Below are 24,190 nucleotides of genomic sequence, written 5' to 3'. Positions count from 1 at the left end.
GCAGAAGTTTTGTGAATGGAAAGATTACCTGCTGGTGGGGTGCCTCAGCAGTTTATATATAGATACAATAGTAGAAAGGAAAGAATGAAATGAGAAAAAGCATGACAGCAATCATGGCTTTAACGTTGTCTGTGGGATTTTCAGCTGCTTTGGGAATGGGAAGCGTACAGGCGGCAGAAGGCTGGACCAAGATAAATGAGGAATGGCGATATTATGACCAGAACGACCAGCCAGTGACACAGGTTTGGAAGCAGTCGAAGGGGGATTGGTATTACCTATCATTGGAGGGAGCAATACTAAAACATCGCATTTTCATGGATCAGGATTGTAATTATTATGTAGATGAAGATGGGCGAAGGGTACAGAGCCGCTGGATTTATGTGGATTCCTCCAATTGCCCTAATGGAGAATTTGAAGAGGGGTGGTACTATTTCGGGGCCAGTGGAAAAGGTTATCGGCGTAAGAACAACAGCTTCAAACGAAACATAGGAGACAGTACCTACATATTTGATGACAATGGCAAGATGCTGTCTGGATGGTTTGACGAGGATGGGAACCCCATTGAGGATTCAGAGATCCCCTTTGTGGAAGGCGTTTACTATGCGAGGGAGGATGGAAGGCTCCTGACTGGGGAATGGCTGGATTATGAAGAGGTAGATGAGAAAATAGGAGGGATTGACCTTGATAGTGAGGTTGCGGGGAGAAACTACATGGATTACGATAAGATGTGGATTTTTTTTGACAGCAATTCGAAGAAGGTTAAAAGTAATGGAACCCGCCTGAGGCAGAAGACTATCAATGGCAACCAGTATGGTTTTGATGAAAATGGCATTATGATTCCTTGGTGGAGTAAGGTAGCCAGTATCAGCAATGCAGATAAGAGTAATCCTAGCAGCGATGTTTCAGCCCGATATTATTCCGGCTATGACGGTGGCGTGCTTCTGAAAGATAGTTGGTTTTGGATGTATCCATCGGAGAATCTGGATACGGAAGATTACTATGATCAGGAATGCAGTTGGTGGCATACAGATGAAAGAGGCGAGGTATATCGGAACCGTATTCGTAAAATCAATGGACGTTCCTATGCTTTTGATGGGATTGGCAGGATGCAGACAGGTTTTGTCCTCTTCGATGGAAAGTCTGAGTTTGTAGCCCGCTATGAAGTGGATGACTGGAGCTCAGAGGATTTTATTGAAGGAACTATATATGGTATTGAGAAATCAGATCTGTATCTGTTCTCTCCGGATGAACTTAATGATGGTTCCATGCAGATTGGAAAGGATATAGCGGTTGAATTGGAAGATGGGGTTTTTCATTTTGGATTTGCCTCCAATGGAAAGGCGTTCGGTAACCGAAATCGGCTTCAGAAAAAAGAGGGCATGTATTATATCAATGGTCTTCGTTTGGAAGCGGATGAGGAGTACGGATACGGGGTTGTAAAAGTAGAAGATGGTGCGGATACCTATTATCAGGTGGTGGACACCAAGGGAAAAGTGATTGAAGGAAAAAAGAAGATTGTAAAGGATAAGGAGGGAGGTTACCTGCTTATTATTCGAAACCGTTTGGTAGCTTGGTGCGGGGATGAGGATAAGCCGAGGTGGAGAAAAGGAGAGGAAGGAACCGGATTTTACCATTATGATAGGGGGAACAAGGAAGACCACTTTGCCGGAGGACTCATTGCGGCTGCGGGCATGGAGCCTGACATTGACGGTTTGCCGGAGGAAGAACGGCTGAATTTTTAAAAGGAGATGAAAAATGTACAAAGGAGATGAAACAAATGAATAGGGGTATTCATAGCTTCTATAAACGTCTGACCGCCATGCTGCTGGCTATATGCATGATAACAGGGATTGTTTTGGGGCAGTCCAGTATTCTTTCCTATGCATCCACGGAGCTGTTGGATGAAAACCTGGGAGAGGGGGCCAGCGAAGCAACGGCATATACTTGGAAGAATGGTTCTGTAACTGGCCAGGGAGGAGGAGGAAATTCCTGGCGTTTTGACCTTAGAGGCTTGCAGGCAGGACAGCATAATTATGCTCAAGCCGGTATTAAAACAACTTACAGTAACGGAGGATATGCAACCTGGTTTCAGGTTGGGGCCAATGCCAAACAGCTGATAGGGGGCAGTACAAACGGCGGGGTACAGTCTCTGGACACCTATGGCATAGAGGTCAAGATCGCCGTATCCCCGAGTCCGGATAATAAGTATGTGTTTGTTGATTACTATGTCTATGATAAAAATGGTCAGGGCGGCTCAACTGGCAGGACCATAAAAATGGGAACCGGAACCGATGTCATGATTGGAGGCACCCGGGAAGATGACTATGCAACGGTATATAAAAATGACCGGGGTTTTCACATGGTCAACCAGCATGTCAAAACCACCTTTGACTGTATCACAAATGACAGTAGCCTTGGGGTGACGCCTCCTGATACCAGGTGGATTGGTCATTACAATTCCTGGGGAAGCAATGTATTTAATGAGAGTTCCAATGATGTGGTAAGCAGCACTGATTCGGGAATGGCCTATTCGTGGGAGTTCCAGCTTCATCCATATGAGACGGTTCACAGGAGGGTTGCATTTGCCATCAGAGATACCTCCTACTATGTATCGGACCAGTACGGTCAGGATTCTTCCAACGCAGAAGGAACCTACAGCAGTCCTTTTAAAACCATTGAATATGCGCTTAATAAAATCGGAAATAATAAGGGATATATTTATGTAATGGATTATTCGGATATTTCGTCCGCCATTGATGTGTCGGGAAACAGCCAAAAGGATATTACCATTGCCAGTACGGATTATGACCATGAGGGTCATCCTATGAATGAGGATGGTGATTATATTAAAACCCTGACGCGCGCATCCGGGTATACGGGTCCGCTGTTTAACGTATCAGGCCCCACTTTAAAGTTTACTGACATTGTCCTGGACGGAAACAATGCGGAAAGTCAGGATCCCCTGATATCCGCTTCATCCGGAAAGCTGGAGATTAACAGCGGCGCGGTAATTACTAACTGCAGCGGCAGTGAGTCTAGCCAGGGAAGTGCGGTAAATGTAACGGGAAGCGCGGGACTGTCCATGAATTTTGGAACGGTTTCCGGAAATGTGTCTGCTGGAAAGGGAGCTGTTTATTACAATGGGTCAGGTGCATTTGAAATCAGAAACCGGAATCAGATATCGGACAACACAACTCCGTCCGGGAAGAAGGCAAACGTATATCTGGCTCAGGATAAATATATAACAGTTATGAGCGATTTGGACACGTCCCAGATAGGCGTTACAGCAGAGCAGCTTCCTCTGGCATCACCGGGAGGGATATCATCCCAGCCTAGTCAGGAAGTAAAGATAGCTGTGCCGTCAAGTAGTTATCCGGGGGCTGCAGGCTCCTGCCCCTTTGCGGATAATTTTAAAGCAGACCAAGAGGCGGGAAATTCCGGTGTGTATGTAAGCGCGGGAACGGAAATTCTTGGCAATGGGCGGAATGCAGTATTAAAGCGGAATGGATATACGGTGTCCTTTGTATACCGGGATTCTGCCACAGGCGGAACTGTGAATGGTGCGCCGGCAAGCGCCCCGCTGTCATATGCGGGAGGAGATGCGGTTGAGGTGAACGCGCCCGCCGCCATTACTGGATACGGCCTTACAGGTGTAACCATTGACCAGGGGACAGGTGGCACTCTGAGCGCCCAGGCAGATGCCGGTGTTGCAGATTTTGGCAAGGTAACGGGAACCATGCCGGGCCAGGATGTTGTTATCACGTATGAATATACCAGAAACAGCGGTTCCATTGTATTTGAAGCCAATGGAGGGACGCCGGAGCCTCAGGCTCTGACCGGTTCTGTTGGAGAAAGCGTCAATGCGCTGCTGCCTAATATCAGCCGCTACGGCTATCAGTTTGTGGGATGGAGCACGGTGAATGACAGGACGAATCCAAATCTCATAAGCGGATTGCCATCAGAATTCCCGGAGGATCCGGTTACTTATTATGCAATTTTCTCACCGGACAGTAATGTGAAGTTTGATTATACGGTTGACTATGTCAATGCGGACGGTTCCATCGTGTTCCAGTCGACCACGGCCGAGGATGCCTACAGCGTGGAGGCAGAGGTTCATTCAGGGAAGAAGAACATCCACGGCTATACCTGGAGTTTGGCAAATTCCTCCACGAACCCGGCCGTCTACAATTACGGTGATGGGAACGGGGCCGTTCCGTTTGGAACCTTTAATGGAAGTACCGGTGATTTCTCGGGGAAGATGCCAGGGCAGGATGCGGCCGTGAAATATGGTTATCAGGTAGACCGCAGCAATCCAAATGCGAAATCCGCATTTACAGTTAAATACGTGACTGCTAATGGTACGGTTGTCCATACAGCTGACATACAGGATGTTTTCCCGGAAGATACGATTGCAGCGGCTCCGGTGGATGTTTATGGCTTCCGGTACCTGTCAGGCAGCATCACAGCGGGAAATACTGCAGATGATACGGACGGGCATCTAGTAAGTGCTGTCCAGGGCGGTTTTGACAGCAATGGAAGGTTTACGGGAACCATGCCGAACCAGCCGGTTGAGATAACGTACCTATATGAAGCCACGGAAGAGGGCTATGAGTATAAGATTCATTATTTGGATAATGGCACGCAGGATGAAAGGCTGAGAAACATTACAGGACCGGACATCCAAAATGTAACAGCGGATACGCCTGTGACCGCTGAATTTAAAAATATGTATGGTTATGTGTTCCAGGATGAACGCTCGGTACCTGCATCTGCAGGAACCTTTGACAGCAGCCATAATTTTACTGGAACTATGCCAAATGACCGTTTGGCTGTCACCTATCGTTATGACAGAGACCCGTCAAAATGGGCGGATTTGATTTACCGGGCAGGAGAACATGGAAGCCTGAGCCGGGGAAGCAATACATCACCGGATGTAATCTCTATGACTGGAGGAGTTTATAAAACTTCCGTACTGATAAATGACGGAACCGTAGAAGGCACCTCGGGAAGCTATACATGGAATGACATACTGGAAAAGAGACTGGTTCCTGAAACGGCTGCAGACATCTATTACCGTTTTGAAGGCTGGTTTATCGACCAGAATGGAAACGGAATCAAGGATAATAGTGAGGAGCTGCTTTCAGCCGACAGCCGGTTTACAGGTTCGGCTACTGTGACTGCATACTTTGCGGAAGATCCTGACCAATGGGTTGATATTCATTTTACAGCAGGAGAGCATGGAACCATAGATGCGGGGGAAAACGTAAATCTCCATATCCAATATGACCGTACCTGGGCCGACATCACGGGAAATCTGCCCGCCTATACACCGGAGGTCAATTATCTGGTAGACGGTTGGTATGATGGCGGAATGCCTGTGGAAGATGAGAGCAGACTTGTGAATGGAAATACCTATACCATACGGTTCTATCCGGACCCGGCCATATTCGGCACGGATGTGAAAGCACCGGATGCATCAGCAGGTATTGATACGCAGGGAAAAGGCAGGATTACAGTCTATGGGACAACCCAGGGATATCAGTATATTATTACGGACATGGAAGGCAATATAATAGATGTCGTACTCGGGAATATATCAGGACGGGTATATTTTGAAGACCTGTATCCTGGTACGCGGTATTTAATATATGAAGCAACAGGTACGACACAGGCACAGACCGGGCGGCCCATAAACAGTGTGACTGGAATTATGAGCAGTGCCACTGAGGTTCTGGTCCCGGTAGTGGAGACCAATTACCAGGTTCTTTACGATGAGGAACATGAGGGGAAGACTGTTTTCGTGATTAAGCCGGCGGATGCGGATTCCGACTATGCTATTTTAGATAAGGACGGAAATGCGGTCACAACTCCTGAGACGGGAGATGGGGGCTGGCAGTCAGCTGGCGGCAGCCAACCGGCAAGCCTGACCTTCTCCGGACTGGATTACAATGAGGAATATGTGGTAGTGGCAAGGCCTCATGGGTCATCCGGCATCACTGCGGAAAGCAAATTGGAAGACGGGACTCACATCAGCACAGATCCGGGCGGCGAACTGGATATTCCCAACTATATAGTGGAGGCGATTAATGGCCAGGTCCACTCTGTTGATGGAGTAGAATTAGATATCCCCAGATATGATGAGGTCCATAAAGGCGATGAAGTGGTGCTTCACGCGGAAGAAACCGATGGAAATGGACAGAATTTCCTGTACTGGAAGGTGACAATCGGGGCAGTTCCGGGAATGACAGAAACCATACGCCGTCAGGATGTGACATTTACGATGCCGGATTCCAACGTGGTTATGACAGCTTATTATGAGCGTGCGTCAGCGACACCCAGCAATGCAACGGTGACGGATGAAGTACGGGGAGGTAATAAGCATGAGATGGCTCTGGACCCCAATGAAATTGAAAACCTGGAGGAGGAGCTTACCACAGACGCAGACCGGACCCTTATGGATGTGAACCATGCAGATGTGACCTATAAAGTAGTATATAAAAAGAATGTGGTAAAGGCGACTGAATCCAATGCAATTAAACGTTCGTCTTATTATGACAGTGACCATGAAGAAGCGTACCATGGAGCCTGGGGATTGAATGTAGATATTGAACGGTATGTGAACGGGCGGAGAGTAGGGGTAGCTTCGCCATCAGAAGCAACATTTAATACATATGTGCAACTGGATAAAGAAGATGTAGACATGATGGACTATCAGCTGTTTGCTATTTCCGAGGATGATGATGGGGAGCTGATCATTGATCCGGTTACTATGTCTGATGATCCGGAAGAGACCGGCGGTTTGTTTACATTTACGGCTCAGGCCGGAATGAGATATGTGCTCATCTATTCCAGGGCATACAGGATTTATTTTATCAATAATAAAGAAGAACCAAAGTACCGCTATTATTTTAAAGTGCGCCGGGGTGAGACACCGAATAGTGGAGACTATTCCTTTGAATACAGCCAAGTGGAGACACCAATCGATTCATTTATTGATAATGAGGGGGTTGAATTTAATTATATTGGCTGGAGTTACCGGGAAGACCGGCTAAAGGAATTTGACCCGGACAAGGAAATCAAGAGGAAGACGTATGTATATGCGTTTTACGATGATAACAGCGGTGAAGTGAATGATGCCAGAAAACAGATGGAGGATGCAATCGAAGCTGCAATCGAAAAATCAGACGATTACTTCCTGACGCTGAAGGAGACGGAAAAGATAAGGGAAGCCATAGAAGAAGCTATGGATGTATTCGACAGAACGGGCCCCCGGGCAACTCTTGATGAACTTTTGGAGGCCTTGAACCGTTTGGAGGAAGCCTGCAAACCTTTCGATAAGATTCTGGAAGACCGGTATGATCATTATGACAAAATCCAGAGTGGAGGAAACAGCGGAGGTACATCCGGCGGAGACGGCTGGGGAAGCGGAAGCCATGGCGGTTCAGGAAGCGGTTCGGGAGGAAGCAAAGGTGGCTCGAAAGGAGGCGGTGGCAGTTCCAGGTCTGCCGGCACAGGCGGGCCAGTCACAACTCCGGCGCCTTATGTTGCGGAAACCAGTAAGAGTTATGTGGTAGGCACCAATGGAAACTGGGAGCTGGTTGACCCAGAGAGTGATAAATGGGCTTTTGTACTCAACGGAGGAATCCGTCTCACCAGCATATGGGCCAAACTTGATTATGCCAACGGTGATGTGAATCGAAATGGCTGGTATCACTTTAATGCCAGCGGACTCATGGATTATGGCTGGTTCAGGGACGAGCATATGAACTGGTATTACTGTAATGCGAAAAAAGACGGCTGGCTGGGAAAGATGAAGACAGGATGGCATTATGATGAGATAGATAAGCATTGGTATTACCTGGATTTGATTACAGGCCAGATGGTAATGGGATGGAAGGAAATTGAAGGAAAATGGTATTTCTTTACACCTCAGAATACGGCACAGACATACTCATATGACCGCAGCACCGGGAAATGGGTGTTTATGCAGAATCAGGAAAGGCCGCTTGGCTCCATGTACAGCAACGAGAAGACACCGGACGGTTATCAGGTAGGCGCTGATGGAGCTTTACAATAGCAGGAGGTTTTATGAAACGAACAAATAAGATTAAGGCATATCTGGCCCGTGTCTTAGCCGCGGCCATGGTGATCACCATGGCCGCGCCTCCGGCGCCGGCGTATGCATTGAATTACGGGGATCCGGCAGTCATTCGGTTTGATCCCAAGGAGGGCCCGGATTTATCACATTCAAACTATATGAATGTTCCCAGAGATGGAAACCGGATTACGTATGCTACCGGACGGGCTGGTCATCCACTGGCTGAAGCAAGTGATTTCAATGGAATTGCCGTGGAAAATCTGGGTTCTGGTGACAGGCCGGTGCTGCCTACATTTGACGCGGATTTGAGTTGGCCGGGATATACCTTTGACGGCTGGTATAATGCAGATGGTAATAAGATACTGTATCTGCCCTTTGCGTTTCCTTACAATTCAACCACGGCATATGAGGCACGCTGGAATGGTGATGCGTCCAGTCAGTTTGATTTTACAGTCATGCATTACCGGGACCTGAATGAGGACAGAAATGGAAACATGAATGGAGAAGACCCGAATGCATGGCCCGGAGCGGATGACAGCCAGATATATAAGTTTTTTGATGACGGAAGCTGGACAACCCAGGTGACGGCCAATACAGCAGTATCCGCTACCTACAAACGGGATATACCGGGCTATAAGGTATCTTCTGTGATTATTAAGAACAACAAAACGCGCCGTTTTGATGACGCCTCAGGCCATGGGACGCTGGGGGAGGCCGCGACCATTAATGAGTCTACCCGGTCTGTCCGCGGAAATATGCCCAATGATGACTTGACTGTGGCATACAGATATGAGCCTGACAGTTCAAAGAAATTTGCCCTGCGTGTAGAATATGCAGATGGGAGTGGCCGTGCGATCCGTACCCCGGAAAGCTATCTCTATTCCGCGGAGTCGCAGGTTTCTGCCGCACCGGCACAGATTACGGCTTATACCCTTACCGGCGCTCAGATAAAAACAGGCAGCGGGGATATAGATGATTTGTCGGGAAGAGGGATATATTCGGCGCAGACAGCAGGATGCACATTTGATGCCCAAAAGAACTTTACCGGAAAGATGCCCAATCAGCCGGTAACCGTGGTATATACTTACGAGATTGACCCTTCCTATGTAACCCATGTAACCATTAACCGGATAGACAACCATAACAATGTGCTGGCTGAGCCGGAAACAAGGGAGGTGTCTCCGAATGAAACAGTGACGGTAAATGTAGAGCGAAAAGCCGGGTATACGTATCCGCCTAACATTGGATGGAATGGAACATTTACCGATATCAGTATGGACCAGACAGCAGCCACGCTGAGTTTTAAAACAGACTTTACAGGCGGCACTGTTACGATTACCTATAATGAAGATCTGAATGATACAGCACATTGGGCCAGGATAAACTATTACAACAGCGAACATGGAAGCTTGTCAGGAGACAGCAGCCCACGTTCCTTACGGCTTGGTACCCACTCCATTGATACAATCACAGAGGGAATCACGCCATCTCCTGAACAGCACTATATGTTTAACGGCTGGTATAAAGCCAATGCTTCCGGTACAGGTAAAGTAGGAACCGTGTTGACCGGAGATATTGAACTGACCGGTGACCTTAAACTTTACGCGGATTTTGTGGAAGATCCGGGACAATGGTGTGATATAAGATTTGAAAGCGGAAGCCGCGGCTCTATTTCAGGAACCAATTCCATGCATGTGCCGAAAGGGACTCTGTGGTCTCAGATTTCCCTGCCCCAGACCACACCGGACAGTAACTATATGTTTGCTGGCTGGTTTGATGAAAACGGGAATCAGGTTACAGACCCGAATATGACGATTCTGGCGGATCAGACTTACAGGGCACGCTTTACACCTGTGGGAGGAGATGATGGAATCCTGTGCATTCCAGATGGAACTGGAACGATAGGAAATGACGGTATGGGTAAGATTGAGATAAGCGGAGCAAATGAGGCGCGTAAATATGCCCTGACGGACAGTGACGGACGGCTTTTGGCAGTAATGACAGGGGAACAGCTTGGCAGCGGCTGCTTTGAACAACTGCCGCCCTGTGACAGCTACTACGTGTATGAGATGGCGGAAAGCGCAGCTCCTGTTGTTGGAGACATACTGACAGATTCAGTGGATCCATCCTTAATAAGTCAGCCAGCCCGTGTCATGGTACCTGCTATTGGAGGGAATTATTCCACCGCGGATGATACGACAGAGGGACTAAGGAAGATTGTTATCCGCCCGGCAGGAGAAAATACTGTGTATGCGGTTCTTGATATGGATGGAAATGTGGTCAGTCAGGATGGGAACGAAGACGGATGGGTAAGCCCGTCCGGCAGTCCGCGGACAGCGGAACTTGCAGGACTTGAACCCAATGTATCCTATACCATCGTGGCCAAACAGGCAGATAACGGCGATGCGCCTTCAGACCGTATGATAAACGGAAGCCAGATAATGGTAACAGGCACTTCGCAGCAGGACCGTGTTTATACCTTCCGTTTGCTGAACGGAGGTTATGTGGAATCGGTGACAAGAAACGGGGAAGCGCTGGATGTGGAAGAACATGCAGATGAAGTCCTGGTAAAGGCAGGGGACCAGATCAGGATATCTGCGGAGGATATGAATCCTGCTGGACAGGCATTTAAACAATGGGAAGTACAGATTGGTAATCTGCATATGTCATACCTGACCAGAAAAAATCAGACCGTGGAAATGACAGCGGGAGATGTAATCCTACAGGCCATGTATGAACCGTCTCCGGTAGCGACTGCATCCAACGCAACAGTGGATTATTCACCCAAAAACGGGATATTTGCCCTGGACAAGTCAGAGGAAGCGCTTCAGGAATTAAAGGAAGAACTGGTGGATAACGATGAGGATAGCACAGCGCTTTCAAACGGGCAGCGGATAGCTTATACAGTTAAGTTTGACCGACATGCACCGGTGGCATCTGCTTCGGAAGCTGTGAGGCAGGAAGTGGATGACGGGGAGAGCGTTAAGACACCATGGAGTCTGGATATCGGACTTACGCGAAAGGTGGATGGAACCAATAAACCACTGGTGGAGGACGCAAATCTGACTCCAGCGATTAAAGTGTTTGGAAAAATAGACACCAGTCTTTTGGGAAATCTGGAATACAGGTTATGGAAAATTGATTTTGGAGAGGATGATGGTGATACGACCTGTGAAGAAGTCCTGATGACACCTGACCCGAATGAAAATGAAGACTTTACTGGAAGCTTTGCCTTTGAAGCTAATATCGGTGATACTCTGGTATTTAGTTATTATAAAGCGTATGAAGTGACCATTATAGATACCGGAAAGGGGCAGGTCCATACATTTAAGGTAAGGGATGGCAGGTCTTTGGATGATACGGAAGACTATATGGATTTAGATATTCATGAAGGCTATACGGATTCCGTTACAGGCATAGCGTATGAGTTTACAGGCCTGTCGAAACGTCAGTCTGGAGGAGGGATGTATGATACTTCAGATCCTGTGACAAGAGATTTGAAACTGTATGCTGTCTATGAACCTGAAGACGATACCCAATGGCAGGAAGCAAAAGAAAGGCTGCAGGAGGAGATTAATATCGCCAATGCCCTGAAGAATAATGGGTCTGTAAGCGCAGAAGACAGAGATGCCCTTACTGAGGCTGTGGATGAGGCTGTTGAAGTGCTGAACCGTCTGCCCAGACCTTCAGTTGACGACCTGGAAAGTGCCTTTGATACACTGAAAGCACTGGTAGACAGTATTAGCAGTGGCGGTTCTGGTGGTTCTGGTGGTTCTGGCGGTTCTGGTGGTTCTGGTGGTTCCGGCGGTTCTGGCGGTTCTGGTGGTTCTGGTGGTTCCGGCGGTTCTGGTGGTTCCGGCGGTGCCGGTGGCTCAGGCGGTTCAAAAGGTTTTTCCGGCGGAGGACATGGACCGGGCAGTGATGGCGCAGAAAACAGTTACCGTACGTATTTAGATGGCACCGAGGGCATATGGAATAATGTTGATCAGACTAACCATAAGTGGGCCTTTGTATTAAACAGTGGAACACGTATCAAAGACAGCTGGGCCAATATACGATACAATTATAATGGAAGCAGCCAGATTGCCACCTATCATTTTGACCGTGAGGGTATTATGGACAGTGGCTGGTTTTTGGACCAGGATACAGATAACTGGTATTTCCTGTCCAATGTACACGATGGCTGGTTTGGCCGAATGACAAAGGGATGGCACTATGATGATGACGATGGCAGATGGTATTATTTGAGTCCGTTTACCGGAGTTATGCTGATGGGTTGGCAGAAGATTGACGGAATATGGTATTATCTAACCGCTGATAGCCAGCAGAAGACCTGGACGTTTAATGAGGGATCGAAACGATGGGAATATACGAATCAGAATGGCCGTCCATTGGGGTCTCTGTACATAAATGAGATGACACCAGATGGATACCAGGTTGACGAAAACGGAGCCTGGACTCGGGAAACACCTTAAGTGAGATTCAATTCTGCCCTGTAGTGCTGTGATGGCATTACGGGGCAGAATTATCCTATGCTGTTATGCGATGAGGCATATGAAGCTATGACCGATGAAAGGAATATGATGAGGTGATCGATATGGAAGAAAGTGATTTTTATACACTGGAAAACACGGACCGTGTAGGTATATTTCTCATTTGTATTAAAAATAAACAGGGAGAATTAAGTGGGGACATTGTAAATTTTTATTTAAAGGAACCCGTGGCATTTACCGGCATACTGGATTTGGGACTGAAAATAGATACATTATGCGCGAAATTTCAACGGCCTATGGCGACAACAGAACCAAGGTTTTTGACCGCTTATATGAAAAGAGCATATGAGAAGCGAGAACTGGACAAAGAGCATATTCCAATGAAATACTGTACAAATATTCAAAATATGGATAGCTTTATGGCTTTAGGTATAAGCGCGTGTGAAACATTGATTATTGAAATTCATCAGCGTCAGTTTTCCAGTATGCAGGGACGCATAAAAGGAAAATGCAGCGGCGGAAACGGCGTTTCATTTCGGAGTGCATTGGAACTGATGAGAATGCTGCGTGAATATGAGTATATGCGAAATGAAAAGAATAAGAACAGAGGTTATAATGGGAATACCAGAAAAGAACAGGAAACAGTAGAGACACCATGATGAATAATGGCTATTTATAGTCATATGTAAAAATAGGATGGGACTGTATTGTTTGGTTTTCATAAATAGGATACAGAACTATGGATTATTCGTCAAAATATATCGCTTTGAGCAAGGAAGGGGATTTTTAATGAGAAAAGACAGATTTAATATTTGAATTTCTTTTTATGCAGTGTTGGCATTTGTATTAGCAATTTTAGGACAAACTTTATTATGCGGTATGTTGCTTGGTTTTGTTATTGTGATTCAAAAGGATGAATGGCTTACAAAACAGGTCATGCAGGCATTTTTTCTTGCTCTTGTGGAATGTATCATATCATGCGTAACGAATATTTTTTCAGGGCTATATGCTATACCTATCTTAGGAATTGCTTTCTCTGGAATCGTTGGTCTTATCAGCGGCATTCTCTCTTTTCTTTTGTTAATCATTGGACTTATCGCAATAGGGAAAGTGTCAAAAGACTCAGATGCAAGAATTCCCATAGCATCTAAATTGGTAAATAGGGCATTCGGTCTGACTTGTACGATACAATATAAGCCTGCTTCAGATGCATCTATGCAAGAGCCAGATACCTCAAACGATCATAAAGACTAAAATAATCAAATGTTATGATCCGGCTTCTCATGGACTGGTAATCAGAAATGATGGCTCCAAGTCAAAAGAATATGTTGCAAAACAGAGGTGTGTAGGTTGGAAGACTAACTGGTCAGGAAGGAGTGCATGCAGCGATTGCAAATTTTTATATAAGAGGTATGGTTTATGAGGTGGAAATCTACAGGAGAGGCAGAAATTAATATAGGGGTGCTTGGAAGCAGGAATGATGTTTTGTGGGAATTTAGAGATTTTTTGATTGGTCTTGAAGCTGAATTAGATTACAAGATTAGCATGATGTTGGCAAAAAATCAAGAAACGCTTCTGCGGGTGATGTCATTCGTTCCTGGAGGATTTGACATCATAATTGTGACGGACCATCTGCCTGGTTTCGTTTATTTGGAAATGACAGAAAAGGCATTTGCGTTTAATGCAGAAGTGAAAATCTTGTTTCAAATGGATAGGGGCATAGAATTTTCAGATAAACTGTACCCACATGCATTATTTGTACCTGGCAGGGAACAGCTAAAAAGCTTAGCGAAAGAAAAAATGGATGATATGATAACAAAAAATAGTGAAAAAGGAGCAGCAAAATGAATAGGAAGAACTGGTTGAAAAAGTTTCTGAGAAATCAGGCTTGACCATCTGTCAAAGTGAGAATGCACTAAATGGGATCATTGACTCTATCTTTGAGGAATTAAAAACAGGGGATGTGCGCTTGATGGGGGTTGGAACTTTTGCGGTTGCAGGACGTCAGGAAAGAAATCCCAGAACCGGAGAAGCAATCGAGATTAAACCGCGTAGGGTTCCCATAATCCGCGCGGGTTCCATATTGAAGAGGGAGGTAAATCAGGGAAATCAAGGATAGGTGTTGGCCGCATACCATATCATAGATTTTTGCAAGTGGAGAAGCAGAACGTAGTGCATATCGGTGACAAGGTGCTTTGCGTGAGCTGGTAAATACGAAACGAGTATCAATTTTTCAGTAGATTCTTTAGCCAAATAATAGATGCAATATTTAGAGTCATAGCAGTGACTTTAAATATTGCATCTATGGCATGGTATAGTAAGATGTGTCGGAAGCCTTCGTAAGACCGTAGAATTTGTAACGTAAGTTAATAAGGAGAGGGAATGAATATTAAGTGCCAATATTGTGGAAAAAATCTGGCAACGATAGAGGGAACGGGAAGAGATATTTTCACAAGTAAGATTGTATTTACATGTAGATTTTGCGGAAGAACTACATCATTGAACATTATACAAAATAAGAGAAGAAAGAATGAGAAAGAGAAATATAGCTGCTATAGAACTACAAGATGAAGGTGGCATGGTACATTGGCATACATAATGACAGGTGTAGTAGACAGAGGGAGTATAAAAAAGAAGATCATGGTATATCACGGGGCTACTCTGTAATGCAGCTGCATCCCTGGTTTAGGTGAATGAATTGGGACTATGAAACGTGTAGAAGGTGCGAGTTAGCGCCCGAATACTAGGAGGGTGTGTATATGAAGGATTTAATGAAACGATGGAAACTGGCAAATGAGGTGATTGCCTGTATAACTACAGTAATCATTATTTCGATACTACCTCTGGTATTTCATGATTACTATTTTGATATATTAGATACAAAATATTATTTTTATTGTGGCACAGTTATTTGCATGGCAACAGTCATGCTGCTATTGACTCTTATCGTTCTTTGGCTAAATAAAGGAACGATTGAAATGACGCCAAAGCTCAGAAAATCTGATTGGGCAATGATTAGCTTTTTGTTTTCGGTTGTGTTATCTTGCGTTTTGTCTGATTATCGTTTCGAGGCATTTTGGGGGACAGAGGGCCGTTTTATGGGGACTTTTTTGTATTTGATATGCGGTATTAGTTTCTTTACGCTTGGCCATTGTTTGAAATTTAAGAGATGGTATCTGGAGGCTTTTCTTGTTACGGGAATGGTTGTTTGCTCAATTGGAATTATGCAATATTTTCTTCTCGATCCATTTGGGTTAAAAAAAGATATTCATGCAAACCATTACACTTCTTTTATCTCTACAGTTGGGAATATTAATACATATGCCTCTTATGTAGCACTTATATTTGGTATGAGTACTACATTATTTGTAAGAGAGAGAAATATAGCCAGAAAATCATGGTATGTATTTACAGTTATTCTATCATTATTTGCATTGGTTACGGGGAATAGTGATAATGCATATTTGACAATAGGAGTCATAGTGCTTTTTCTTCCATTATACGCGTTTCGTGATATGTATGGCTTAAAACAATATATGCTTTTAATATCTATGATCAGTACAGAATTTATGGCAATTGGCGTGATTGATAAAATGTATGCATTGCATGTGTTGCCGATAGGTGGTTTATTCCGCTTGATAGTCGGGGGTGATTGGCTTGTTTTCGTAGTGGCAGCATTGTGGGGATGCACCATTTTCCTATATATATTAGAGAGATTTATTCGGAAGAAATACAAAGACGTGTGCGGAATATGTACATGCAGACGAATTTGGGGAATGATGTTAATCCTGGCGATAGCTGCACTTATATATATGACGTTCGATGCGACACGAATGGGGAATGGACAACAGTATGGGAAATTAAAGGATTATTTATTGATTAATGATGAATGGGGAACACATAGGGGTTACATCTGGAGGATTGGTATTGAATGTTACATGAAATACTTACCTCTTAGAAAGATGTTTGGCTCCGGTCCCGATACATTTGGAATTGTTACACAAAGCTATTATAGAGAAATGATTGCTCGTTATAATGAAATATTTGATAGTGCCCATAATGAGTATTTACAATATCTAATCACTATTGGGATAGTCGGGCTAGTTTCCTATTTTTTTTTATTAGTGTCTTCTATAATCGAAATAATAAAGGCTTCAAAAAGGGAGACTTCAGTTATGTCAATTGTATATGCCGTTAGCTGCTATGCGGCCCAGGCAGTTGTAAATATAGGAGTCCCGATTGTATTTCCAGTTACGTTTACACTTTTAGTGGTGGGAATATCCGTTCAAAACGGAACGGATAAAATATCAGAGTAATAGAGAGACTACAAGAGGAGTAGTGTGAAAGAAAGCAAATTGAGCCAAAATCGTGAAATAGACACAAAAAATAGGCTCACATAATGAACCGCATTAAAGAGTATTCCCACCTAAGTAGAGAGGCGCACCTGCACATCAATAAACAAACGGGTGGGTGCATCTGATACTGATGCCGGGATGCCTTTATAATCAAGTCTATTGTAACACGAAAACTTGGAGGTGTGAATCACTTTCATTATTATTTGTGCGCCAACTGAAGGGCGGCGGAATGGAGATTTAAATGGACAAAAACGCTCTGCAACAGAGTATGATTCGATGAAGTGGGGAAGGCTAATAGATTTATCGGTTAATACAAAAATGCGGGACGCGGTAGCCGGAAGGTGATCACTGCAGCTCGCATTTTTGTAGTATCTACGCATAGTATTCTTGTAATGTAATAAGTGTTACCATTGTTTCTGGTTGTTATATTACTGCCTGTATACAGCATGTACAGGTGAAATTAATAGCGCTTTCATTTTTTGCCTTCTCAGTCATAGCGGCTACCTCATTTTGGGCTTAATTTACAGCCCCCTATGGCGGTTCGCTTTCCTGAGAGGTTTTATAACCGCGTCTCGTGTTTGTTTAATAAGAAAAAATAAGCTGGATGACCGAATCAAATGGCTGAACAGACATACAGGTGAGTATCTGTGGATTCTGAAAGAAATGGATGAGAAGGAGGAATTAGAAGAAATCTACCAGAAAATCATGGAGGAAACGGGTGAATCTCAGATATTCGTGACGAATGCAGATGAAAGATTCATGAAAAATGATTTTGCGGTGTCATACAATCTCCCAAAAGCAGTAAACTTAGAAAACCATCTGATCCGGTATTTTAAAATGGCGAACCAGGTAACCGTTCATGAACTGCTGGGTCCAACCACGGAAGGGATCCTGAAAGAAAAGCCGGAAAGAATCCTTGAAATGACAGCGGACAAGGGCTATGAACAGGAGGAAGCCCTAATCTGCTGCCTGGAAAATGTGATTATCCCCACATAATGGAAAGATGGGAATATCCGATATGCTAACAAAAGTGTGTGTAAACACTGTAAGAATAGAAACAAGAGTTATAAGGGAAATGACGAATGGAAAAAAATTGTTTTTCCAAAGGGTAAGCTGAAAAAGCCATGTAGGGAGTGTAGAAGGCAGAGGAGCAGGAATGTAAGAAGGCTAGCCAGGAACCAAAAGTCGGTTCTAGAAAGGTAAAAGTAGTAAAGTTATTCCTGAAGCTCAGTATAGAATTGATGTATCAAAAGATGTGTTTTGTCGGATTATCTGTTTGGAACGATAAAAAGATCAATGGGAGCCACATACTTCCTCTTAAGAGGACTGAGGAAGGTAACAGGAGAGGTTGTGTTCTTTGGTGTGGGACACAATATAGAAAGAATACCCCCATCACCCCCAAAAATCAGGCTGTCCGAAAACTCCTTTTTAAAATTTTCAGACCACATCACTTCGTTGTTGTTTATATTACCTGTTACTATATTTTGTGATTCGATCTGTCTGATTTTTAGTTTTCGGACAGTCTCCCCTTTTTTGGGGATTTGGAAAAATGATGGAGTTAATGTTGGGGACAGAAGCCTCTTTTCTTTTAAAATATGTGTTTATTATGCTTGCAATGACACAAGGAGGAAAAGAGGCTTAACTTATGCTTAAAAAGAAGTTTTCGGACAATTTGGGGGGCTATCTAATATTCATGCAATACCGGTGTGGTGTAATTCCTTTATACCGTTTAAATGTTTTGATAAAATAGCATACATCGCTAAAACCACATCTATAGGCTACTTCTGTCAAGGTTAAATCAGAGGTACTTAATTCGCTGCAGGCGCGCTCAATACGATAGTAGTTCAAGTAATCAATGGGGGTTCTGTGAATGATAGAATGAAAATAGCTGCAGAAATATTTGGGAGACATCCCGGCGATTCTGGACAATTCATTCAGTGTAATGGTCTGCCCGTAATTACTGTCTATGTATTCCAACACAGGTTTGAGCTGCATCATCTTTCTGGAAGATTTTGTATCATCAACCTTATCCTGATAAAGCCTTTTCTGGTAGATGATTCCGAAAAGTTCGAATAAAGTGCCCATGGTTATCAATTCGCTTCCAGGCTCACTATGCTGCATGGATATGAAAAGATGGTTGACGATTCGATGTAAGGAATGATTGTTTTTTGTAAAATGATTCTGTACGATAATCTGGTGCTTTGTAATAAGGCGGATATAAAACCGACAGGTATCTGTGTGCATGAGGAGACGCTGGATATCGAACACAATACATTCATAAATGCAATTATGAGGCAAACCGCCATGAATAACCCCCTCATTAATAAAAATAATATCCCCTGCTTGAGCTTCAAATTCTTCATCATCTAACTTTAAATAGAGGATACCCTCCAAAATCCGGATGATTTCCAACTCTTTATGACAGTGGAATGGCATGTTATAACGGGGATGGTGCTTATCTACATGATAATATTCGATAGGAAAATCCAGAGTCCCATGTTGCTTTTTTTCATTATAGTCCAAATAGTGCATACTGCGCCCTCCTGAAAGTGTAAAAATAACTATAAATACAGAACGGTAAAGTAAATAGATGGATAAAATGACTAAAAAAATGAATATTATTATATTTTTTGCCATTATATCACAGCAAATAGGGGAATATCAATAGTATAATCCAATTATGTAAAAAGAGCGCAAAGAAATTAGAATAATAACAATCTAAAATTAAAAAGGAGGAAAACTCTATGGCAGCAAGCAGATTGGTTGGGTCTTATCCGGTTATCGGCATTAGACCCACAATAGACGGAAGACAGGGATATATGAAAGTAAGGGAATCTCTGGAAGAACAAACCATGAACATGGCCAAAAGCGCGGCGGCCCTGTTTAGGGAAAATCTTTTTTACAGCAATGGAGAACCGGTAAACGTAGTGATTGCGGATTCCACCATTGGACGGGCGGGGGAAAGCGCGGCCTGCGCGGATAAATTCCGCAGAGCCGGAGTGGATATTACCCTGACTGTGACCCCATGCTGGTGTTACGGTGCAGAGACCATGGACATGGATCCGCATACAATCAAGGGCGTGTGGGGATTTAACGGAACGGAGAGACCCGGTGCCGTATATCTCGCCTCTGTACTGGCTACCCATGCGCAGAAGGGGCTTCCGGCTTTTGGTATCTATGGACATGATGTTCAGGATGCTGATGATACAAGTATATCTGAGGATGTAAAAGAAAAACTTCTCCGTTTTGGACGCGCCGCAGTGGCTGCCGCTACCATGAGGGGAAAGTCATATCTCCAGATAGGTTCTATCTGCATGGGAATTGGAGGTTCCATCATAGACCCGGCATTTATTGAGGAATATCTCGGGATGCGGGTGGAATCCGTAGACGAAGTGGAACTGATCCGCCGTATGAGTGAGGAAATATACGATAAAAAAGAGTTTGAAAAGGCCCTTGCATGGACAAAGGCAAATTGTAAGGAAGGTTTTGACAAGAACCCTCCCGAAGTTCAGAAGACCCGGGAACAGAAGGATAGGGATTGGGAATTCGTAGTTAAGATGATGTGCATCATCAAGGATTTGATGAATGGGAATCCCAATCTGCCAGAGGGGCGGGAGGAAGAGCGGATCGGACACAATGCCATTGCCGCAGGCTTCCAGGGACAGAGACAGTGGACAGATTTTTACCCCAATGGTGACTTCGCTGAGTCCATGCTGAATTCCTCCTTTGACTGGAACGGCGCAAGGGAGCCATACATACTGGCTACTGAAAATGACACATTAAATGGGCTGGGTATGCTGTTCATGAAGCTGCTCACCAACAGGGCGCAGATTTTCGCGGATGTGCGTACGTACTGGAGCCCGGAGGCTGTTAAGAAAGCGTCCGGATATGATTTGGAAGGGGTCGCAAAGGAAGCAGGCGGTTTCCTGCATCTGATCAATTCCGGAGCGGCCTGTTTGGATGCCACGGGTAAAGCCCTGGATGAAGACGGACAGCCGGTCATGAAGCCATGGTATGAGGTGACGGCGGACGATCAGAAGGCAATGTTGGAAGCAACCACATGGAATGAGGCTGATTTTGGGTATTTCAGAGGCGGCGGCTATTCTTCCAGATATGTTACAGAAGCCCAGATGCCATGTACGATGATCCGCTTAAACCTGGTAAAGGGACTGGGGCCTATGCTGCAGATTGCAGAAGGCTGGACCGTAAAATTGCCGGACGATGTAACTGACATCTTATGGAAGAGAACGGACTACACATGGCCGTGCACCTGGTTTGCGCCCAGGGTGACAGGCCGGGGAGCATTTGCCTCCGCGTATGACGTGATGAATAACTGGGGAGCTAACCACGGTGCAATCAGCTATGGACATATTGGGGCGGACCTTATTACACTCTGCTCAATCTTAAGGATTCCTGTCAGCATGCACAATGTGCCTGAGGAAAAAATATTCCGTCCTGCAGCCTGGAACGCATTTGGAATGGACAAAGAGGGACAGGATTTCCGTGCCTGTGCGGCTTATGGGCCTTTATATAAGTAAGGCGGTGTGTCTATGAGCCATAAAAATGTACTGGCAGTGGATTTCGGTGCTTCCAGTGGAAGGGTAATGCTGGGAAACTTTGATGGGAACCGGATATCTATACAGGAAATCCATCGTTTCCCCAATGATCCGGTTATATTAAACGGAACCATGTACTGGGATTTCCTGCGGCTGTTTTATGAAGTGAAGCAGGGACTGATGAAAGCAAAGAAGTATGGAAAGATTGACAGCATCGGCGTGGATACCTGGGGCGTGGATTTCGGCCTGATTGATAAGGAGGGAAATCTTTTAGAAAATCCGGTGCACTACCGAGATGCGCGGACCGCAGGGATGCTTGAAAAGAGTTTTGGAAAGATGGATAAGGAACGCTTTTATCAGATTACGGGCAGCCAATTTATGGAGATTAACACGGTATTCCAGCTTTTGGCTCTGCTGGAAAAGCGGCCCGGGCTTCTGGAGGGAACTTCCAGACTTCTGTTGATGCCGGACTTATTTAATTATTATCTATGTGGGGCGCAGGTCAGCGAGTACTCCATTGCGTCCACCACGCAGATGCTGGATGCCCGTACTAAAATGTGGTCAAAGGAAGTGTTGGAAAGTCTCGGTATCCCGAAAAGGATCCTGGGCAGTATCGTTCCATGCGGAACAAGGCTTGGTCTCATGAAGAACGGGATTTGCCAGGAACTGGGGATTGAGCCTGCAGAAGTGATTGCTGTGGCAGGACATGACACGCAGAGTGCGCTTGCGGCTGTTCCTGCCAGGGATAAGGATTTCATCTTCATCAGCTGCGGGACATGGTCGCTGTTTGGCACAGAACTGGACGAACCTGTTATCAACGGGGTGTCAGAACGGCTGAATATTACAAATGAAGGTGGATGCCAGGGAAAGATTTCCTTCCTCAAGAATATTATCGGGTTGTGGCTGATCCAGGAAAGCAGGAGACAGTGGATTCGTGAGGGAAAGGAATACAGTTTCGGACATCTGGAGCAAATGGCGGCAGATGCAAAGCCATTTAAAGCTCTGATTGACCCGGATGCACCAGAGTTTGTTCCGGCTGGAAATATTCCTGAAAGAATTCGGCGTTACTGCCGTAAAAGCGGGCAAAAGGCACCTGAGAATGAGGCAGAGCTTGTGAGATGCATTAATGAGAGCTTGGCACTTAAGTACCGCATGGCATTGGAAGAAATTAAGATGTGTACCGGAAGAGAGTACCCTGCTATTCATATGGTGGGTGGTGGAACACAGAGCGAACTTCTCTGCCAGATGACGGCCAATGCGTGTCATTGTCCGGTGATTGCCGGACCGGTGGAGGCTACCGTACTGGGTAACGCGTCTATGCAGCTGCTTGCGACAGGAGAACTTAGGGATCTGGCTCAGGTGAGAAGTGTCGTAGGGGCTTCCGCCAAGGTAAATATCTATGAGCCGAAAGATGCAGCTCAATGGGAGCAGGTATACGGACAATATAAAAAAATGCTGGAATGACCAAAGGCCGGGGCAACCTGGAAAATAAGGAGGTATTATGGAATTAAGCTATATGGAACTAAGGGAACAGATTTGCGATGTGTGCCATAAGATGTGGCAGCTTGGCTGGGTGGCAGCCAATGACGGCAACGTGTCCGCCAGGCTGGATGACAGAACCTTTCTTGCCACTCCCACCGGAATGAGCAAAAGTTTCATCACACCGGAAAAACTGGTTCGTATCGATGGGAAAGGCGAGGTGTTGGAAGGCCTTCCCGGATACAGGCCCTCTTCAGAGATTAAGATGCATCTCCGCTGCTATAAAGAGCGTGAGGATGTAAATTCCGTGCTTCACGCCCACCCGCCTGTGGCCACCGGATACGCGGTAGCCAATGTGCCGTTGGACGAGTACTCTATGATTGAGACGGTAATTGCTCTGGGTTCAATTCCGGTAACGCCTTACGGAACCCCTTCCACTTACGAAGTACCGGATAACATAGCGCCTTATCTGGGGGAACATGATGCAATGCTCCTTCAGAATCATGGAGCTTTGACCGTGGGGGCTGATGTGATTACCGCTTATTACCGCATGGAAACACTGGAACTCTTTGCAAAAATCAGCCTTAACGCCAGAATGCTGGGAGGTGCACAGGAAATATCCAGGGAAAATATTGACCGCCTTATCTCAATGAGGAAAGGATATGGGGTAACCGGCAGGCACCCCGGTTATAAAAAATACAGTAAACAGGGGGAAAACAGATGCTAAGAGGAATACCCCATATATTATCTCCTGAACTGTTAAAGATATTATGTGAAATGGGTCACAGCGACCGGATTGTGATTGCCGATGGGAATTTCCCGGCAGAGTCCATGGGCAGGGATGCCCATGTCATACATATGGAAGGCCACGGCGTGCCGGAGATACTGGAAGCAATTCTCTCGCTTTTTCCCCTGGACACCTACACAGAACACCCTGTCTGCCTGATGTCGGTAACGGACGGGGATACGGTTGAAACACCGATCTGGGATCAATACATGACATTGGTGGAAGCGTGTGACAGCAGGGGCAGAAGGGCCATTGGCCATATAGAGCGGTTCGCGTTCTACGAGGAGGCAAAGAAAGCTTATGCAATTATCGCCACCAGCGAGAAAGCGCTTTATGCCAATATCATGCTGCAAAAAGGGGTAGTTACCGACCAGGGCCTGTAAATGGGTTCCGTCAAAACAGTGCAATTAGTAAAGAAATGG

General features: G+C 45.3%; 14 protein-coding genes. 13 read left to right on the top strand and 1 reads right to left on the bottom strand.

Annotation, left to right across the window (positions count from 1 at the left end; all coding sequences use genetic code 11):
* Positions 1 to 89: 89 nt before the first annotated feature.
* The 9 genes from ACK2JC_RS04115 (at position 90) to ACK2JC_RS04075 (ending at position 17,942) form a co-directional block, all read left to right on the top strand.
* Positions 90 to 1,742: a cell surface protein gene (locus tag ACK2JC_RS04115; RefSeq protein ID WP_117634093.1), complete on the top strand. Its 1,653-nt coding sequence runs from the start codon at positions 90 to 92 to the stop codon at positions 1,740 to 1,742.
* Positions 1,743 to 1,777: 35 nt separating this feature from the next.
* Complete coding sequence (locus ACK2JC_RS04110) at positions 1,778 to 8,077, top strand: InlB B-repeat-containing protein (protein WP_368272204.1); 6,300 nt, start codon at positions 1,778 to 1,780, stop codon at positions 8,075 to 8,077.
* 11 nt (positions 8,078 to 8,088) lie between these two features.
* Complete coding sequence (locus ACK2JC_RS04105; RefSeq protein ID WP_411338455.1) at positions 8,089 to 12,573, top strand: InlB B-repeat-containing protein; 4,485 nt, start codon at positions 8,089 to 8,091, stop codon at positions 12,571 to 12,573.
* Between the two features lie 122 nt (positions 12,574 to 12,695).
* Positions 12,696 to 13,250, top strand: coding sequence for a hypothetical protein (locus ACK2JC_RS04100; protein ID WP_117634096.1), 555 nt, complete (start codon positions 12,696 to 12,698; stop codon positions 13,248 to 13,250).
* A gap of 175 nt (positions 13,251 to 13,425) precedes the next feature.
* Entirely contained in the window at positions 13,426 to 13,845 is a 420-nt protein-coding gene (locus ACK2JC_RS04095; RefSeq protein WP_227146789.1) for a hypothetical protein, read from the top strand.
* A 165-nt stretch (positions 13,846 to 14,010) separates the two neighbouring features.
* Positions 14,011 to 14,439 carry a hypothetical protein gene (locus ACK2JC_RS04090; RefSeq protein WP_117634097.1) on the top strand — a complete coding sequence of 143 codons (429 nt, stop codon included), beginning with the start codon at positions 14,011 to 14,013 and terminating at the stop codon, positions 14,437 to 14,439.
* 10 nt (positions 14,440 to 14,449) lie between these two features.
* A complete protein-coding gene (locus ACK2JC_RS04085) occupies positions 14,450 to 14,710 on the top strand; it encodes an HU family DNA-binding protein (protein WP_117634098.1) in 261 nt (86 codons plus the stop codon).
* 640 nt (positions 14,711 to 15,350) lie between these two features.
* The gene (locus tag ACK2JC_RS04080; RefSeq protein WP_117634100.1) at positions 15,351 to 16,907 is read left to right on the top strand and encodes an O-antigen ligase family protein; all 1,557 of its coding nucleotides are present in this window, start codon (positions 15,351 to 15,353) and stop codon (positions 16,905 to 16,907) included.
* Between the two features lie 702 nt (positions 16,908 to 17,609).
* Positions 17,610 to 17,942, top strand: coding sequence for a hypothetical protein (locus ACK2JC_RS04075; RefSeq protein ID WP_118077279.1), 333 nt, complete (start codon positions 17,610 to 17,612; stop codon positions 17,940 to 17,942).
* A gap of 684 nt (positions 17,943 to 18,626) precedes the next feature.
* Here the strand turns inward: ACK2JC_RS04075 and ACK2JC_RS04070 are convergent.
* Positions 18,627 to 19,478 (bottom strand): helix-turn-helix transcriptional regulator, encoded by an 852-nt coding sequence (locus ACK2JC_RS04070; RefSeq protein WP_117634102.1) that lies wholly within the window; start codon positions 19,476 to 19,478, stop codon positions 18,627 to 18,629.
* A 212-nt stretch (positions 19,479 to 19,690) separates the two neighbouring features.
* Here ACK2JC_RS04070 and ACK2JC_RS04065 point away from each other — a divergent pair, with 212 nt between their 5' ends.
* From ACK2JC_RS04065 to ACK2JC_RS04050, 4 genes are read left to right on the top strand one after another with little or no spacing between them, the layout of a single operon-like run.
* A complete protein-coding gene (locus ACK2JC_RS04065) occupies positions 19,691 to 21,484 on the top strand; it encodes an L-fucose isomerase (protein ID WP_117634103.1) in 1,794 nt (597 codons plus the stop codon).
* 12 nt (positions 21,485 to 21,496) lie between these two features.
* Positions 21,497 to 22,966 carry a rhamnulokinase family protein gene (locus ACK2JC_RS04060; protein WP_368272596.1) on the top strand — a complete coding sequence of 490 codons (1,470 nt, stop codon included), beginning with the start codon at positions 21,497 to 21,499 and terminating at the stop codon, positions 22,964 to 22,966.
* Between the two features lie 37 nt (positions 22,967 to 23,003).
* Complete coding sequence (locus ACK2JC_RS04055; protein WP_117634105.1) at positions 23,004 to 23,708, top strand: class II aldolase/adducin family protein; 705 nt, start codon at positions 23,004 to 23,006, stop codon at positions 23,706 to 23,708.
* Positions 23,702 to 24,151 carry an RbsD/FucU family protein gene (locus tag ACK2JC_RS04050; protein WP_117634106.1) on the top strand — a complete coding sequence of 150 codons (450 nt, stop codon included), beginning with the start codon at positions 23,702 to 23,704 and terminating at the stop codon, positions 24,149 to 24,151. Before ACK2JC_RS04055 ends, ACK2JC_RS04050 begins: the two co-directional genes overlap by 7 nt.
* The last annotated feature ends 39 nt before the right edge of the window (positions 24,152 to 24,190 follow it).

The organism is Enterocloster lavalensis, assembly GCF_046603895.1.
In the GTDB taxonomy this organism is placed as follows: Bacteria; Bacillota; Clostridia; order Lachnospirales; family Lachnospiraceae; genus Enterocloster; species Enterocloster lavalensis.
Note: the sequence above shows the minus strand (reverse complement) of the source record. Positions and strands in the feature narration are given on the sequence as shown.